Source organism: Tigheibacillus halophilus, assembly GCF_042683165.1.
GTDB classification, from domain to species: Bacteria; Bacillota; Bacilli; order Bacillales; family Amphibacillaceae; genus Tigheibacillus; species Tigheibacillus halophilus.
Genome location: NZ_JBHUIZ010000006.1, coordinates 187,089 through 203,347 on the forward strand (window position 1 = coordinate 187,089; position 16,259 = coordinate 203,347).

Annotated in this window: 13 protein-coding genes; all 13 read left to right on the top strand. The window is 45.1% G+C overall.

The features are described from left to right. Nucleotides 1–194 precede the first annotated feature (194 nt). Nucleotides 195–2,303, top strand: coding sequence for a heterodisulfide reductase-related iron-sulfur binding cluster (locus ACFSMW_RS09305; protein ID WP_390355053.1), 2,109 nt, complete (start codon nt 195–197; stop codon nt 2,301–2,303). A gap of 269 nt (nt 2,304–2,572) precedes the next feature. Next, nucleotides 2,573–3,757, top strand: coding sequence for an acetyl-CoA C-acetyltransferase (locus tag ACFSMW_RS09310; protein WP_390355440.1), 1,185 nt, complete (start codon nt 2,573–2,575; stop codon nt 3,755–3,757). A gap of 160 nt (nt 3,758–3,917) precedes the next feature. After that, nucleotides 3,918–4,769, top strand: a complete 852-nt coding sequence (locus tag ACFSMW_RS09315) for a 3-hydroxybutyryl-CoA dehydrogenase (protein ID WP_390355055.1) — start codon at nt 3,918–3,920, stop codon at nt 4,767–4,769. Between the two features lie 36 nt (nt 4,770–4,805). Continuing rightward, entirely contained in the window at nt 4,806–5,948 is a 1,143-nt protein-coding gene (locus ACFSMW_RS09320) for an acyl-CoA dehydrogenase (RefSeq protein ID WP_390355057.1), read from the top strand. Between the two features lie 13 nt (nt 5,949–5,961). Further along, nucleotides 5,962–7,101 carry an acyl-CoA dehydrogenase gene (locus ACFSMW_RS09325; RefSeq protein ID WP_390355059.1) on the top strand — a complete coding sequence of 380 codons (1,140 nt, stop codon included), beginning with the start codon at nt 5,962–5,964 and terminating at the stop codon, nt 7,099–7,101. A gap of 33 nt (nt 7,102–7,134) precedes the next feature. Beyond that, a complete protein-coding gene (locus ACFSMW_RS09330) occupies nt 7,135–7,755 on the top strand; it encodes a TetR/AcrR family transcriptional regulator (RefSeq protein WP_390355060.1) in 621 nt (206 codons plus the stop codon). 261 nt (nt 7,756–8,016) lie between these two features. Then, nucleotides 8,017–8,547: a DNA-directed RNA polymerase subunit delta gene (gene rpoE, locus ACFSMW_RS09335; RefSeq protein ID WP_390355062.1), complete on the top strand. Its 531-nt coding sequence runs from the start codon at nt 8,017–8,019 to the stop codon at nt 8,545–8,547. A 338-nt stretch (nt 8,548–8,885) separates the two neighbouring features. Further along, nucleotides 8,886–10,493, top strand: a complete 1,608-nt coding sequence (locus ACFSMW_RS09340) for a CTP synthase (protein ID WP_390355064.1) — start codon at nt 8,886–8,888, stop codon at nt 10,491–10,493. A gap of 146 nt (nt 10,494–10,639) precedes the next feature. Beyond that, nucleotides 10,640–10,999 carry a response regulator gene (locus ACFSMW_RS09345; protein ID WP_390355066.1) on the top strand — a complete coding sequence of 120 codons (360 nt, stop codon included), beginning with the start codon at nt 10,640–10,642 and terminating at the stop codon, nt 10,997–10,999. 296 nt (nt 11,000–11,295) lie between these two features. Then, on the top strand, nt 11,296–12,159 hold the full coding sequence (gene fba / locus ACFSMW_RS09350; RefSeq protein WP_390355068.1) for a class II fructose-1,6-bisphosphate aldolase: 864 nt from the start codon (nt 11,296–11,298) through the stop codon (nt 12,157–12,159). A 47-nt stretch (nt 12,160–12,206) separates the two neighbouring features. Continuing rightward, the gene (fsa, locus tag ACFSMW_RS09355) at nt 12,207–12,848 is read left to right on the top strand and encodes a fructose-6-phosphate aldolase (RefSeq protein WP_390355070.1); all 642 of its coding nucleotides are present in this window, start codon (nt 12,207–12,209) and stop codon (nt 12,846–12,848) included. A 130-nt stretch (nt 12,849–12,978) separates the two neighbouring features. Next, nucleotides 12,979–14,271: a UDP-N-acetylglucosamine 1-carboxyvinyltransferase gene (locus ACFSMW_RS09360; RefSeq protein WP_390355072.1), complete on the top strand. Its 1,293-nt coding sequence runs from the start codon at nt 12,979–12,981 to the stop codon at nt 14,269–14,271. A gap of 68 nt (nt 14,272–14,339) precedes the next feature. Next, nucleotides 14,340–15,311 carry a class II fructose-bisphosphatase gene (glpX, locus tag ACFSMW_RS09365; protein ID WP_390355074.1) on the top strand — a complete coding sequence of 324 codons (972 nt, stop codon included), beginning with the start codon at nt 14,340–14,342 and terminating at the stop codon, nt 15,309–15,311. Nucleotides 15,312–16,259: the final 948 nt, after the last annotated feature.

Here is a 16,259-nt window from a genome sequence, read left to right on the forward strand (position 1 = left end):
GATGGTTTATCCAGCAATTCTCTGCTCCCTGTATGGCATAAAAATGAACTGACAGAAAAATATCAGTTGACTGAATGATCATTCATAATCTATAGTAGAGATAGCATGGAAGAATAAATAGTTTGGATTACATGATTATTTAAATATGTAAACGTTACCAAAAAGCATCGATTTCGGCAAAGGGGGAACTGGAGTTGTCTGTATTTTTGACTGTAAATGCAATAGCATTCATCGCTATCGTAGCATATGGCATCTACTTGTTCGCCAGGGTGGTGGCGACAAGGGTTACGTACATCAAGATGGGAAAGAAGTCAGCATTTGATCTTCAGCTGAAGGAAAGGGTCGAGAAGATCATCAAGATTGTCTTCGGGCAGTCCAAGCTCTTGAAGGATAAAAAATCAGGAACATATCATGTCATGATGTTCTATGGTTTTTTATTGGTACAGTTCGGTGCCATCGATATGTTTGTGAAGGGTCTCTCACCTGGGGCGCATCTGCCTTTCGGACCAGTTTACCCGGCTTTTACTTTTTTCCAGGAAATCGTTACCCTGATGATCCTGGTTGCGGTCGTTTGGGCTTTCCATCGGCGCTATATTGAGAAGCTTGTCAGGCTGAAACGAGGATTTAAAGCAGGACTTGTTCTTTTATTCATTGGCATATTGATGATCTCTGTGCTGTTTGGCAATGCAATGATGATGGTATGGCACGGAGAAGCGTTGACATGGTCTGAACCAGTTGCCAGTTTAATAGCGGGTGCATGCAGCTGGCTGTCGCCAACTGCAGCTGCAGTAATGTTTTTCATCTTTTGGTGGATCCATACAGTCACCATTTTGACTTTCCTCGTATATGTGCCGCAATCCAAGCATGCACACTTGATTGCTGCGCCTGTGAATGTGTTCTTGAGCAAGCATGTTCCTGGAAAGCTGCAGAAAATCGATTTTGATATTGATGAGGAAGAATCAGAAGAAGATATTTCCTTTGGCGTAGGTAAAGTAGAAGATTTTGAGCAAGTGCAAATGATCGATTTCTATGCCTGCGTAGAGTGTGGGCGGTGTACGAATGTCTGCCCGGCGTCCACTACTGGAAAAATGCTGTCACCAATGGATTTGATGATCAAAATTCGCGACCATCTAACAGAAAAAGGTGCCGCGGTCACAGGTAAATCACCATGGGTTCCGGCGTTCGCTTTTTCCAATACAAAAGGCAACCGGTTGGCGGGGGCAGCTGGCAGTGAGGCTGCTGCAACTGTGGAAAATATTAGTTTGATTGGCGATGTCATTACGGAGGAGGAACTCAGTGCATGTACGACGTGCCGCAACTGTGAGGATGCCTGCCCAGTAATGAATGAACATGTCGATAAAATTATCGATCTGCGCCGATATCTGGTCATGACAGAAGGTAAAATGAACGCAGATGTACAACGAGCAGTCATGAATATTGAACGACAGGGTAATCCTTGGGGACTCTCGAAAAAAGATCGCATCAAATGGCGCGAACAGGATGAAGATGTATATATTCCAACAGTCAAGGAGCTGAAAAAAGAAGACAAGGAATTTGAATACCTCTTTTGGGTCAGTTCGATGGGGGCATATGACAGCCGCAGCCAAAAAATCGCCATCGCATTTGCGAAATTGATGAATCAAGCTGGCATTAGCTTCGCTATTCTTGGAAACAAGGAGGCAAACTCTGGAGATACAGCAAGACGGATCGGAAATGAGTTTTTATTCCAGGAAATTGCGGAAAAAAACATCAAGGAATTTGAAAAAAATGGTGTGGCCAAGATTGTTACCATTGATCCGCACGCATACAATATTTTCAAAAATGAATACCCGGATTTCGGTTTTGAAGCGGAGGTCTATCATCATACGCAAATGCTTTATGATTTGGTGAACCAAGGTCAATTGAAGCCGCAGCGCGAGATCAAAGAACGACTTACTTATCATGATTCCTGTTATTTAGGAAGATACAATGGGGTATATGATCCACCGCGTGAAATCTTGCAAAGCATCCCTGGACTGCAGCTTGTTGAAATGGAAAGAAGCAAAGAAAATGCAATGTGCTGCGGAGCCGGAGGCGGCATGATGTGGGCGGAGGAAACGACTGGCAATCGTATCAACGTTGCCAGGACGGAACAGGCGATGGCAGTCGATCCCACCATGATTTCCAGTGCTTGCCCATACTGCCTGACAATGCTTAGTGATGGGACAAAAGCAAAAGAAGTGGAGGAGGATATCAGCACCATGGATGTAGCTGAAATTCTGGCCTTGTCTGTACTGCCGCGAAACGAAGAGAAATCAGCGTGATGGGTCATTGGTTTTGATCACTAAAAAATGATAGACTGATAGATAAGAGGGGAGAGGAACGTCTTCTCTCCCTTTAATTACCGGCGAATCGAGCGAGCGTTCAGTCAAATGCTGAACGACTGTGCCGGGTGTGCCAATGGTTGACAGGGTTGGATTGGTCTAAACAGCCCTGTGAGATTTCAACCGATGTAGATAAGGATTTAGATAATAGCGTAGCGAAAGAACGTATTTTAGAAAGCGCTATCAATGCGGAGGAGGAAAATAATCAAATGAGAAAAACAGTTATTGTTTCCGGAGCGAGAACACCGTTTGGAAAGCTGGGGGGCTCTCTGAAATCTTTTACTGCATCACAATTGGGCGGAAAAGTAATGGAAGAAGCATTGAACCGTGCGGATATGAACGGCAAAGAGGTAGATGAAGTGATTATGGGCACCGTGCTGCAAGGGGGGCAGGGACAGATTCCATCCCGTCAGGCTGCCCGGGAAGCCGGTATCCCTTGGGAGGTCAAAACAGAAACAATCAATAAGGTATGTGCCTCGGGCTTACGCAGTGTGACGTTGGCTGACCAGCTGATCCGTCTCGGTGATGAAGAAGTGATTGTAGCCGGAGGAATGGAAAGTATGTCCAATGCGCCCTATTTTATGGCAAATGCCCGCAGTGGTTTCAGAATGGGAGACCAAACTGTGAAGGATTTAATGATTCATGACGGGTTGACGTGTTCCTTTACTGGGGTGCATATGGGGAATTATGGAAACTCCACTGCCGAAGCATTTGAAGTCGGAAGAGAAGAACAGGATAAATGGGCCTATCGCAGCCATCAGCGTGCAATCCAAGCGATCAAGGACGGCAAATTTGCGGAAGAAATCATCCCGCTCGAAGTCAAAGGCCGCAAAGGGCAAGTGACGATAGTCGATACAGATGAAGCTCCCCGCGAAGATACAAATATGGAAAAGCTAGGCAAGCTGCATCCGGCATTTGATCCGGAGGGTACGGTAACAGCTGGGAATGCGCCAGGTGTCAATGATGGCGCTTGCGCATTTGTCGTCATGTCTGATGAAAAGGCAAAAGAACTGGATAAACAGGTGCTTGCAACCATTCTCGGACACGCTGAAGTGGCAGTGGAGGCGAAGGACTTCCCGCAAACGCCAGGTCTTGTCATCAATAAGCTCCTGGAAAAAACAGGCTACAGTAAAACGGATATCGATCTATTCGAAATCAATGAGGCTTTCGCAGTTGTTTCTTTAGCGAGCGGAAAGATTTCCGGCGTGGATATGGATAAAGTCAATGTGAATGGTGGTGCCGTTGCACTGGGGCACCCTATAGGCGCAAGTGGTGCGCGGATCATTTTGACACTGATCCATGAACTGAAACGGCGCGGAGGCGGACGCGGCATCGCAGCAATTTGCAGCGGAGGCGGCCAAGGAGACGCCATATTGATCGAGGTGCCAAAATAATTGGAATGGCTGGGCAATATCGCAAGAAAAAATGGGGGGCTCAAGCCATGCCCGCCGAAAGCTTCTGTTGTGTAAGGTAATAGAATTACAACAGCTTGATATATCAGAATGGATAGGCTGAAAATCAATGCCTAGTTATACGATACGAGGAGGAATGGCGATGGAAATTGAGAAAGTAATGGTCGTAGGGGCGGGCCAAATGGGAGCGGGAATTGCCCAAGTATGTGCCCAAGCGGGCTACGAAGTACTGTTGCATGATATGGACGAAAAAGCATTGCAAAAAGGTATGGAACAAATCGACGCACTCCTCACAAGAGCTGTGGACAAACAGCGAATGACGGGGGAAGAAAAAGTAGCAACATTGCACAGACTTACTCCGGCAGCCGCGATGGATGAGGCTAAACAATGTGATTTAGTTATCGAAGCAGTAATCGAAAATATGAGCGTCAAAAAGTCAGTGTTTAGCCAGCTGGATCAAATCACACCGGCGCATGCGATTCTTGCAACCAATACATCTTCCTTGCCAATCACCGAAATAGCTGCTGCGACCAATCGTCCGGAACAAGTGATTGGCATGCATTTCATGAATCCTGTACCAGTCATGAAATTAGTTGAAATCATCAAGGGACTGCAAACAGGTGAAGAAACGTATGATGCGATTGCACGTATGTCAGAAAAACTCGGGAAAACCTCCGTAGAAGTGAATGATTTTCCAGGTTTTGTCGCTAATCGTGTCCTCATGCCGCTGATCAATGAGGCAGTGTACGCGGTATACGAAGGGGTGGCTTCGATTGAGGATGTGGATACGGTTATGAAACTTGGTATGAATCATCCAATGGGCCCCTTGACACTGGCGGACTTCATCGGCTTGGATACATGTCTGTATATTATGGAAGTCCTTCACGAAGAACTCGGTGACGATAAGTACCGGCCATGTCCATTACTAAGAAAATATGTCAGTGCAGGGTGGTATGGCAAGAAAACAGGCAGAGGATTCTATCAATATGATTAGTTAAGTATCATCATGAGAACACAGAGGGGGATCGCCATGCAATTGCATCTGACCGATGAACAAAAAATGATGCGGAAGCTGGTTCGTGATTTTGTCAAAAAAGAGGTGATGGACGAAATACCTCGGATGGAAAAAGAGGATAGATTTCCTTCAGAACTGATTACAAAAATGGGGAATATCGGTTTGATGGGAATACTTGTGCCACAGCAATATGGCGGAGGGGGGATGGATTTCACATCTTACATCATCGCTGTCCATGAACTTTCCAAAGCCAGCGCAGCGCTTGGTGCGATTTTATCTGTGCACACTTCGGTGGGTACAAATCCGATTGCTTATTTTGGTACGGAAGAACAAAAGCAGAAATATTTGCCGAAGCTTGCAAGCGGGACATATTTAGGAGCGTTCGCGCTGACGGAGCCAGGAGCGGGGTCTGATGCCGCTAACTTGAAAACGAAGGCGGTGAAGAAGGGGGACCATTATGTATTGTATGGTTCCAAAGTTTTCATCACAAATGGCGGTTATGCCGATACATACATCACCTTCGCCCGTACAAATGATCAGCCGGGCGCAAAAGGCATCAGCGCATTTGTTCTGGAGAAGGACACACCGGGCTTTACCGTAGGCAAAATGGAGGAGAAAATGGGACTGCATGGCACAAGTACTGTACAGTTGCATTTTGACGGCTGCAGCATCCATGAAAAGCAAATGCTCGGCCAAGAGGGAGAAGGATTCAAAATTGCTATGGCCAACTTGAATGCCGGCAGAATCGGTATAGCATCCCAGGCTCTTGGTATCTCGGAAGCTGCGGTGGAGCATGCAACAGCATATGCCGCAGAGCGCAAGCAATTCCATCAACCACTTTCTGCGCATCAAGGCGTTTCGTTTAAACTGGCTGATATGGCTATGAATACAGAAGCAGCCAGATTGCTGGTTTATCAGGCTGCCTCTATGCTTCAGCTTGATAAGCCATGCAATAAAGAGGCCTCTATGGCCAAGTTGATGGCCAGCCGTACAGCTATGAAAAATGCGATAGAAGCAGTCCAAATATTCGGCGGTTATGGCTACACAAAAGATTATCCAGCCGAGAGACTCTTCCGCGATGCAAAAATAACGGAAATTTATGAAGGTACGAATGAGATACAGCATATCGTAATCAGTAAACAGCTGTTAAAAAGTTAGTGGGGGGAGAAAAATGGATTTTCAATTGACAGAAGAACAAGAGATGCTGCGAAAAATGATCCGGGATTTTGCGAAAAAGGAGGTGGAGCCTTCCGCTGCTGCGCGTGATGAAAACGAACGTTTTGACCGTGGTATTTTTGATAAACTGGCTGAACTGGGTCTGACTGGCATCCCCTGGCCGGAGAAGTTTGGCGGAATCGGGTCAGACTTTGTCAGTTATGTGATCGCAGTGGAGGAACTGTCCCGTGTGTGCGCTTCTACCGGGGTGACATTGTCTGCGCATGTATCACTTGCCAGCTGGCCAATCTACAAATACGGCAGTGAAGAACAGAAAAAAATATTTCTATATCGTCTTGCAACGGGAGAAGCGTTAGGTGCATACGCCTTATCTGAAGCCGGTGCGGGAAGCGATGTTGCCTCGATGAAAACCACTGCCAAAAGAGACGGTGATCATTATGTGATAAATGGGAGCAAAGTGTGGATCACTAATGGCGGAGCGGCAGATGTGTATATCGTTTTTGCCAAGACGGATCCCCCTGCAGGACACAAAGGGATCAGTGCATTTATCGTCGAAAAGGGTATGGAAGGTTTCACTTTTGGGAAAAAAGAAAAGAAATTGGGCATTCGTTCTTCCCCGACAACGGAACTCATTTTTGAAAATTGCCGGGTCCCAGTGCAGAACATACTTGGGGCAGAAGGGGAAGGGTTCAAAATCGCTATGACAACACTTGATGGCGGACGAAACGGTATAGCTGCCCAGGCAGTCGGTATTGCTCAGGGCGCTTTAGATGCAGCTGTCGTCTATGCGAAAGAACGGGAACAGTTTGGCAGGCCGATATCCCATCATCAAGGGATTTCCTTCAAGCTGGCTGATATGGCAACAGCTGTAGAGGCCTCCCGCCTGCTTACCTATCAGGCAGCATGGCTGGAGAGTGAGGGAGAGCCGTATGGAAAAGCATCGGCCATGTCCAAACTATTTGCATCAGATGCAGCAATGCGTGTTACGACCGAAGCAGTTCAGGTATTCGGGGGGTACGGCTATACGAAGGACTACCCCGTGGAAAGATATATGCGTGATGCCAAAATCACTCAAATTTATGAAGGCACTAATGAAATCCAACGTCTCGTCATCGGACGAATGCTGACAAAATAAACGGGGCGCTGTCCCCCGAAAAGGAGGTATTTCATGCCGGGTCATGAGCGGTTGTCTGTGGTAAAGGATAGAGAGCTGGTAGAAAAGCGGCGCAGCCAGATGATTAAAGGGGCTATGAAGCTTTTTAAAGAAAAAGGTTTTCATAAAACAACAACAAGAGAAATCGCTAAAGAATCCGGTTTCAGCATCGGTACGTTATATGAATATATCCGCCAGAAGGAAGATGTGCTGTTTTTTGTAGTAGATGCGATTTACAATCAGGTGCGAAGCAAGCTGGAAGAGGCAATTGATCTGCAGCATGCACCGGTTGAAAACTTGATAAGAGTAGTTAAGGCATACTTTGACATCATGAACGATATGCAAGAGGAAGTATTGATCATGTATCAGGAAGTGAAATCGTTGCAGAAAGATTCTCAGGATTACGTACTGCAAAAAGAGCGGGATATGGTCGATATGCTGAAAAATGTCATCATGGATTGTTTGCCGGAGAATCTATCAATGACAGATGCTGAACTTTTAGCCAATAATATTTTCGTGCAAGGGCAGATGTGGGGCTTCAGAAGATGGATCCTGCAGAAACAATGCACATTGAATGAATATGTGGATCGGCAGACTTCCTATCTCTTACGCGTATTGCAAGTTTCTCCAATATAATAAAATTTACTTCGCAATGGCATCTTTTTGGAAAGGATGCCATTGCGCTTATATGATAAATGAGGGATACATGGGCAGGAACAGCAATCTGTTTTAGCTGAAACTACGAAGAGAATCAGCTTTTTTTCTGGCATATTTCACTATAATTTGTTTATAATGTATGATAGGATTTATGTGGAATAAATGGTAAGTGCCATCATGCCCGCACAAGGCAGGCAATGATTTTTCATATGTACGAATATATCAAAGGGAGTGCGAAACATGAGTTTGAAGAGCATGAACAAGGATGAGCTGCAGAATAAAGCGATGATCGATTTGGCAACCATGATATTAACGGAAGAAAAAAAGGCGATGGATTTTCACGATATCTATGAAAAAGTTGCTGACATCAAAGGGTTTACTGGAGAAGGAAAAGAGGAGGCATTGGTTCAATTTTATACAGATTTGAACGTTGATGGCCAATTCCTGACACTTGGTTCGAATATGTGGGGGCTGAAGCGTTGGTATCCGGTAGAGCAAATTGATGAGGATATCACTGCTGAACCGAAGAAGAAAAAGACGAAGAAGAAATCACCAGCGAAAAAGAAAAAACTGGATGATGAGTTGGATATGGAAGAAATCGTGGTTGATGAAAATATGAAAGAAGATTATGATCCTCGCGAAGAAGATGCAGATGCATTTGAGAATGACTATGATGAGCTTGATGAAGAAGACTTGGATGAAGAAGATTACGATGACTTTGAAGAAGATGAAGACGATTTGGACGACGAAGAAGAAGAGGAGAACAAGTAGGACATTCTCTTTCATGATAGCGGGTTTGTTTTCCGGAAATGCTGGTTCAACATCCCGATACTTCTTAATAACTGCTTGACTTTTTTACATCAAATGAGTACAATCTTTATTGGGCTCTTTAAATTTGGAAATCCAAGCGCATCCCCTGGCAAATCGGGGATGCGCTTTTCTTATTTTCTGGGCTGGAAAATCGATGCATCCTATTCTGGTATTTAAAAAGTTACAGTCGCTGCCGATTGTACGCTTTTTGTATTCGAAAACATGTTTGCGGCAAAATAAGCCTAAACAGTGTAGAACGTTTTAATCATATGAATCAGGAATAGAAAGAAGGAATAAATGTGACCAAGTATATTTTTGTAACAGGCGGTGTTGTTTCATCGCTAGGCAAAGGGATTACAGCAGCCTCATTGGGCAGATTGTTGAAAAACCGTGGTTTGAAAGTGACTATCCAGAAATTCGATCCATATATCAATGTGGATCCGGGAACGATGAGCCCATACCAGCATGGAGAGGTCTTTGTGACTGAAGATGGTGCTGAAACTGACTTGGACCTGGGTCATTATGAACGATTCATTGATATCAACCTGAATAAATACAGTAATATCACGACTGGAAAGGTTTATTCCAGTGTGATTAAGAAAGAACGCCGTGGCGATTATTTGGGCGCAACCGTACAGGTTATTCCGCATATCACAAATGAAATCAAAGAACAAGTAGTTCGTGCCGGGGAAGCAACCGGTGCTGATGTAGTCATCACTGAAATCGGGGGAACAGTCGGCGATATCGAATCATTGCCGTTCCTGGAAGCAATACGCCAGATAAAGAGCGACATCGGCAGGGATCATGTGATGTATGTCCATTGTACATTGGTGCCTTACATTAGGGCGGCTGGGGAATTGAAAACAAAACCGACCCAACATAGTGTAAAAGAATTGCGTTCCCTTGGAATCCAGCCAGACGCCATTGTCCTTAGAACAGAAATGGCAATCAGCAAGGAAATGAAAGAGAAGATCGCACTATTTTGTGACATCAACGAGCATGCTGTGATTGAGATGCGTGATGCTTCTGTCCTGTATCAAATCCCAATTGCTTTGCAGGAGCAGCATCTCGATCAGCTAGTATGTGATCATCTTGGACTGTCCTGCCAAACTGCGGATATGGGTGAATGGAAAAAACTCGTTGAAAAAGTACAAGGGTTGACGAAAAAAATCGATATTGGTTTGGTAGGTAAATATGTAGAACTGCCAGATGCATATTTGTCTGTTGTTGAAGCAATGAAACACGCTGGATATGCTTACGATGCTGAAATCAATGTTCATTGGATCAACTCTGAAGACCTGGACAAGGAAACGATCGAGCAGGAGCTTTCCCATGTAGATGGCATCATTGTTCCTGGCGGATTCGGAAACCGTGGTATCGAGGGGAAAATTGCGGCAATCCATTACGCCCGGGTCAATCAAATTCCTTTCCTTGGAATCTGCTTAGGTATGCAGCTGGCTACAGTTGAATTTGCGAGAAATGTGCTTGGGCTGAAAGAGGCACATTCCGCCGAGATTGATCCGAAGACACCGAATCCGATTATCGATTTGTTGCCTGAACAGAAACACTTGAGTGATTTGGGCGGAACATTGCGTCTGGGCAAATATCCTTGCAAGTTAGTGGATGGCACGAAAATAAAGGCTGCTTATGAGCAGGCCGATATGATTGAAGAACGCCACCGCCATCGTTATGAATTCAACAATGATTATCGTGAGCAAATGGAAGAGAAGGGATTTGTCTTTTCCGGTACAAGCCCAGATGGCCGCTTAATCGAAACAATCGAGTTGCAGGATCATCCATGGTTTGTTGCCTGCCAGTACCATCCTGAGTTTAAGTCACGCCCGACAAATGCACATCCTTTATTTTCGGGATTCATTGGTGCGGCATCGGAAAAAGCAGCAAAATAACCTGGCTTATTCAAAAACCGCGGACAGCATGTGCTGCTCGCGGTTTTTTGCAGCTTTGACAGCCTGAATAGTTTCGAAATTGGATTCATAAGAAGGAATTTACTGGATGACTATCGAATTACTAATAGTGAAGGGGGAATGAATCGGTGAAAGCTAGTATTTTAATTGTTGATGATGAGTATGGTATCAGGCTTCTGCTAGAAGAAGTATTCAAAAACGCCGGATACCAGGTCGATTCTGCTGATACTGGTCCAAAAGCCTTGGAAAAACTGCTGCAGACCAATGTCGACTTGCTGCTGATCGATTATAAATTGCCGATACAGAATGGTATGGAGGTCATTAAGGAGATGGCACATTCTTGCCCAACCATACCAGTCATTTTAATGACAGGTATGGTTGAAACCGTCTCTACAGAAGAGAAATCGATAAAAAACATCAAACATGTATTGGCAAAACCCTTTGATATTGAAGACGTTTTAAAGAAAGTAGAAGAAATACTGAAATAACACCTGCTTTCAACACATTATTTCCGCCTTGCTCTTGGCGCAGAGCAAGGCGACACCCAGCCGCCAGCAATTCTTAAACATTTCCCCCACCCCTGGAAATGGAAGATCCCAAAAACATAGATGAAGAATTTTGTATTGGCTCAATTGAGCTGCATAAGCTAATGGTATGAAAAAAATAGGATAGTTCAAAAATATTGGAGTTGATTCTGCGTTTTTACATTGTTGCCAGTTGACGCTCTTGTTGGTATTCTATACATGTGGAGATAAGCTGCTGATCCAAAGGAGGAAAAAATCCCATGCCACTAGTTTCAATGAAAGAAATGCTGCAAAAAGCAAAAGAAAACCATTATGCAGTAGGGCAATTCAATTTAAACAATCTTGAATATGCACAAGCTGTGCTTTTAGCCGCCGAAGAGGAAAAATCACCAGTCATTTTAGGTGTATCTGAAGGGGCAGGCAAATATATGGGTGGTTACAAAGTTGTAACTGCTATGGTCAAAGCACTGATGGAAGAATATAACATAAGTGTGCCAGTGGCTATTCATTTGGATCATGGTTCAAGTTTCGAACAATGTGCGAAGGCGATACATGCCGGGTTTACTTCTGTCATGATCGATGCATCCGCACTGCCGTTGGATGACAATATCGCAATGACTAAAAAGGTCGTTGAGCTGGCTCATATCAATGGTGTTTCCGTGGAAGCAGAGCTTGGACGAGTTGGCGGGCAGGAAGACGATATCAAAGTGGATGAAGCAGATGCGAACTATGCAATTCCTTCTGAATGCGATAGACTTGTAAAAGAAACAAATGTTGATTGCTTTGCTCCTGCGCTTGGCTCAGTCCATGGCCCGTATAAGGGTGAACCGAATCTCGGTTTCGACCGGATGGAAGAAGTCATGAATCTGACTGGTATTCCGCTGGTGCTGCATGGCGGTACAGGCATTCCTGAAAAAGATATCAAACATGCCATTCAGCTAGGTACTGCAAAAATCAATGTCAATACGGAAAACCAAATTGCGCAAGCCAATAAAATTCGAAAAGTGCTAGCTGAGAAACCTGATTTGTATGATCCACGCAAATATCTGGGTCCCAGCCGTGAGGCTATTAAAGAAACAGTTATTGGAAAGATGCGTGAATTCGGTTCTTCCCAGCAAGCTTGATTCAGTTATACAGGGGTAATATAAAAAACGAAGGGATGGAGAAAAAGATGAAATTTTTCGTAGATACAGCAAATATCAAAGAAATCAAAGAAGCGAACAAACTGGGGCTATTAGCTGGTGTTACAACAAATCCCAGCCTGGTGGCGAAAGAGGGAGTTTCATTTCACGATCGTCTTCGTGAAATTACTGCGGAGGTTTCTGGCTCTGTCAGTGCAGAGGTAATTTCTGAAGATGCGGAGGGTATGATTTCCGAAGGGAAAGAACTAGCTGCAATTGCACCTAACATTACTGTAAAGGTGCCGATGACTTTGGAAGGTTTGAAAGCCGTGAAGGCCTTCAGCGACTTGAACATTAAAACGAATGTTACATTGGTTTTCAATGCCAACCAAGCGTTATTGGCTGCCCGCGCAGGAGCGACATATGTGTCTCCATTTTTAGGCCGTCTGGATGATATTGGCCAAAATGGCATGGACCTGGTGGCCACGATTGCAGAAATTTTTGATCGTCATGACATCAAAACTGAAATCATTGCGGCTTCCATCAGGCATCCGATGCATGTCACGGAGGCTGCACTGAACGGGGCACATATCGCTACCATTCCATTTAAAGTCTTGCAGCAGCTTGTCAAGCACCCATTGACTGATCAAGGGATTGAAAAGTTTCTTTCTGACTGGAATCAACAAAAGTAAATTCCGTGGACAAAGATCTAAAACATCTATTCTGGGGGTCTTGCATCCCCAATGTCAGGTTATACTTATTGAAGTAGGTTACTCTTATGCGAGTCAGCTCGCCAAACAAGATAAAAGCGGGGTTTAATACATGCAGAAAATGTTAGTCGAAGGCGGTCACGTCTTGAACGGGAAAGTGCGTATCGGCGGTGCCAAAAACAGTGCGGTTGCGCTGCTTCCTGCAGCAATATTGGCAGATTCAGAAGTGATACTAGAAGGACTTCCAGGCATTTCCGATGTTCACACACTTGCAGCGCTTCTTGAAGAGATTGGCGGATCAGTTGAGCTTGAACCCGGAAATCACGCTATCCATATCCATCCGGAAAAGATGATTTCCATGCCGCTGCCAAATGGCAAGGTGAAGAAACTGCGAGCCTCTTATTATTTCATGGGTGCAATGCTAGGCAAGTTCAACCAGGCTGTTATCGGCCTTCCAGGGGGCTGTTATCTTGGACCGCGTCCGATCGATCAGCATATCAAAGGTTTTGAGGCATTGGGGGCTGAGGTTACCAATGAACAGGGAGCTATCTATCTCAGAGCCAAAGAACTGCGCGGCGCCCGCATCTATTTGGATGTGGTCAGCGTTGGTGCGACAATCAACATCATGCTTGCTGCTGTCAAAGCGAAAGGCAAGACGGTCATTGAAAATGCTGCAAAGGAACCGGAAATTATCGATGTGGCTACACTGCTGACAAGCATGGGAGCAAATATCAAAGGTGTAGGGACGGACGTCATCCGAATTGAAGGCGTAGAATCATTGCATGGCTGCCGTCATACGATCATTCCTGACCGGATTGAAGCAGGAACCTATGCGATTGCTGCGGCAGCTGCGGGGGAAGAGGTCATTATTGACAACGTTATTCCGCAGCACCTGGAATCCCTTTTAGCTAAATTGCGTGAAATGGGCGTGACCATCGAGGCCGGGGATGAGCAGCTGCTTATCGCCCCCGGTAAACAACTGCGTAGTGTGGATATCAAAACACTTGTCTACCCTGGATTTCCGACAGACTTGCAGCAGCCGCTCACATCATTACTGACAAGGGCGGCTGGAACAGGTGTCATCACAGACACGATCTACTCTGCGAGGCTGAAGCATATCGATGAGCTGCGCCGTATGAATGGCAATATCAAAATAGAAGGTTCTTCAGCGATAGTTTCTGGACCAGTGAGACTGCAGGGAGCACGTGTCAAGGCGAGTGATCTTCGCGCTGGTGCGGCTCTCGTCGTTGCGGGATTAATGGCTGATGGGATAACAGAAATCACCGGTCTGGACCACATCGACCGTGGGTATGAGGATATTACTGATAAATTGACCAGCCTTGGCGCCAACGTATGGCGTGAAGAAATGACACCACAAGAAATTTCTCAGCATCAGAATTCCTGATTTTTCCTTTCATAGTAAATGCTTTCTTGGGATGAGGGCAGAACACATATAAAGGGAGAGGAAAAAATATGGAAAGAAGTTTATCAATGGAATTGGTACGAGTAACTGAGGCAGCTGCATTATCATCAGCACGATGGATGGGCAGAGGTAAAAAAGACGAAGCGGATGATGCAGCAACCTCTGCTATGCGTAAAGTGTTTGACACGATTCCGATGCAGGGAACAGTAGTCATTGGGGAAGGGGAAATGGATGAGGCGCCGATGCTGTACATAGGTGAAGAACTTGGCACCGGCTCCGGACCGCTTGTTGATGTAGCGGTAGATCCCCTGGAGGGAACGAACATTGTTGCACAGGGAACGTGGAATGCATTGACCGTAATTGCCATTGCCGACCGTACAAAGCTGTTGCATGCTCCCGACATGTACATGAAAAAAATTGCTGTCGGACCGGAGGCAGTCGGAAAAGTCGATATTAGTAAATCGACGAAGGAAAACTTGGAGGCTGTTGCCAAAGCGAAAGGAAAAGCGATAGAGGATGTTGTCGCTATTGTGCTTGACCGTGAGCGTCACCAGCCTTTGATCCAGGAAATTCGCGATGCCGGGGCACGTATCAAGCTGATTTCCGATGGTGATGTGGCAGCTGCAATCAATACAGCCTTCGACTATACCGGTGTCGATATTCTATTTGGTACTGGCGGGGCGCCAGAAGGCGTATTGGCCGCTGTCGCTTTGAAATGTCTGGGGGGAGAAATTCAAGGACAGCTTATTCCGTCGAATGCGGAAGAACAGCAACGCTGCCATAACATGGGAATTACAGATTTAAACAAGGTGTTTTATATGGACGACTTCTGTGGCGGAGATGATGCCATTTTTGCGGCTACAGGTGTAACAGATGGCGAATTGCTGAAAGGCGTCCAGTTTAAAGGCAGCAAAGCGACGACGCAAACAGTGGTCATGCGTGCTAAAAGCGGTACAGTCCGTTTTATCGATGGGCAGCATAGCCTGACGAAGAAACCGGATTTAGTGATGCAGCCCGAATAAGGATAGAAAAGCGTAAAGCGTTGTTACAAGCGAAGCAGATGGAGTATGATGCAACATCACTTTTTATCTGGGACTTACGATTTGCTCTGAGAAGTACACATTGGTGTCATCACTGTGATGGTCATGCAAGTTTAACAGAATCAGGGACGGATACTTTTCTATTTTTGCTGAAAACGAAAAGAGGGTGGGACAGAACTAGCTAAAAACAGCTAAAAAAGCTGTAAGGTTCCATTTCACATCTAGTTGATTGGGAGCGAAAGGCGGCTGACTCCTTGAAAAAGAAATTCGCTTTTCTTGCGTGCAATGTGAATGCTGCCGAAGCGTTCCTTGTCCTGCGGGAACAATGGTTTTCGATGGGACGCGTAACCGCAGTCCCAGCACGAGTCTGAAGCCCCCCGCAGGAAGTGATTTTCTTAGAAAGTACATGAGAGAAGGCAAGCTACACACGGCCTTTGCGGCCAAGGATGCACACCCCTTGTCGGGGCGCCTGGCGTGCAAATCAACGAAATTGCTAAGCTAGATAAAAAAAGTTGGGCGGTTCCATGTCAAGATGGTACCGCTCAACATTTTACATTTCCTGGGGTTTTGTCTCACCCTCTTTTCTACATGATAGGGGAACAGCAGAAATAATAGAAAAAGTATTGAATATTTCATTGTAAAGAAGTAATATGGAAGATGTTCAAGAAGAATTGTTCTAATCAGCTGATGACTAACGGGTCTGTTTTTCAAATGAAAAGGTTTAGCGTGTCCCGTAATTGGTAAATATATGACTATGAACATCATACTGATCGATTTTTAGGATTCAACTTGTGCTCGTAAAAAAACTTCTATTCTGACTTCTACTACCTTCTTCAAATATTCCATGCTAAACTACCAAATGAAATCATCTAAAATTATTTTACATCATAGAAGTACACGGAATTTTTTTACATGGACAAATGAATATAA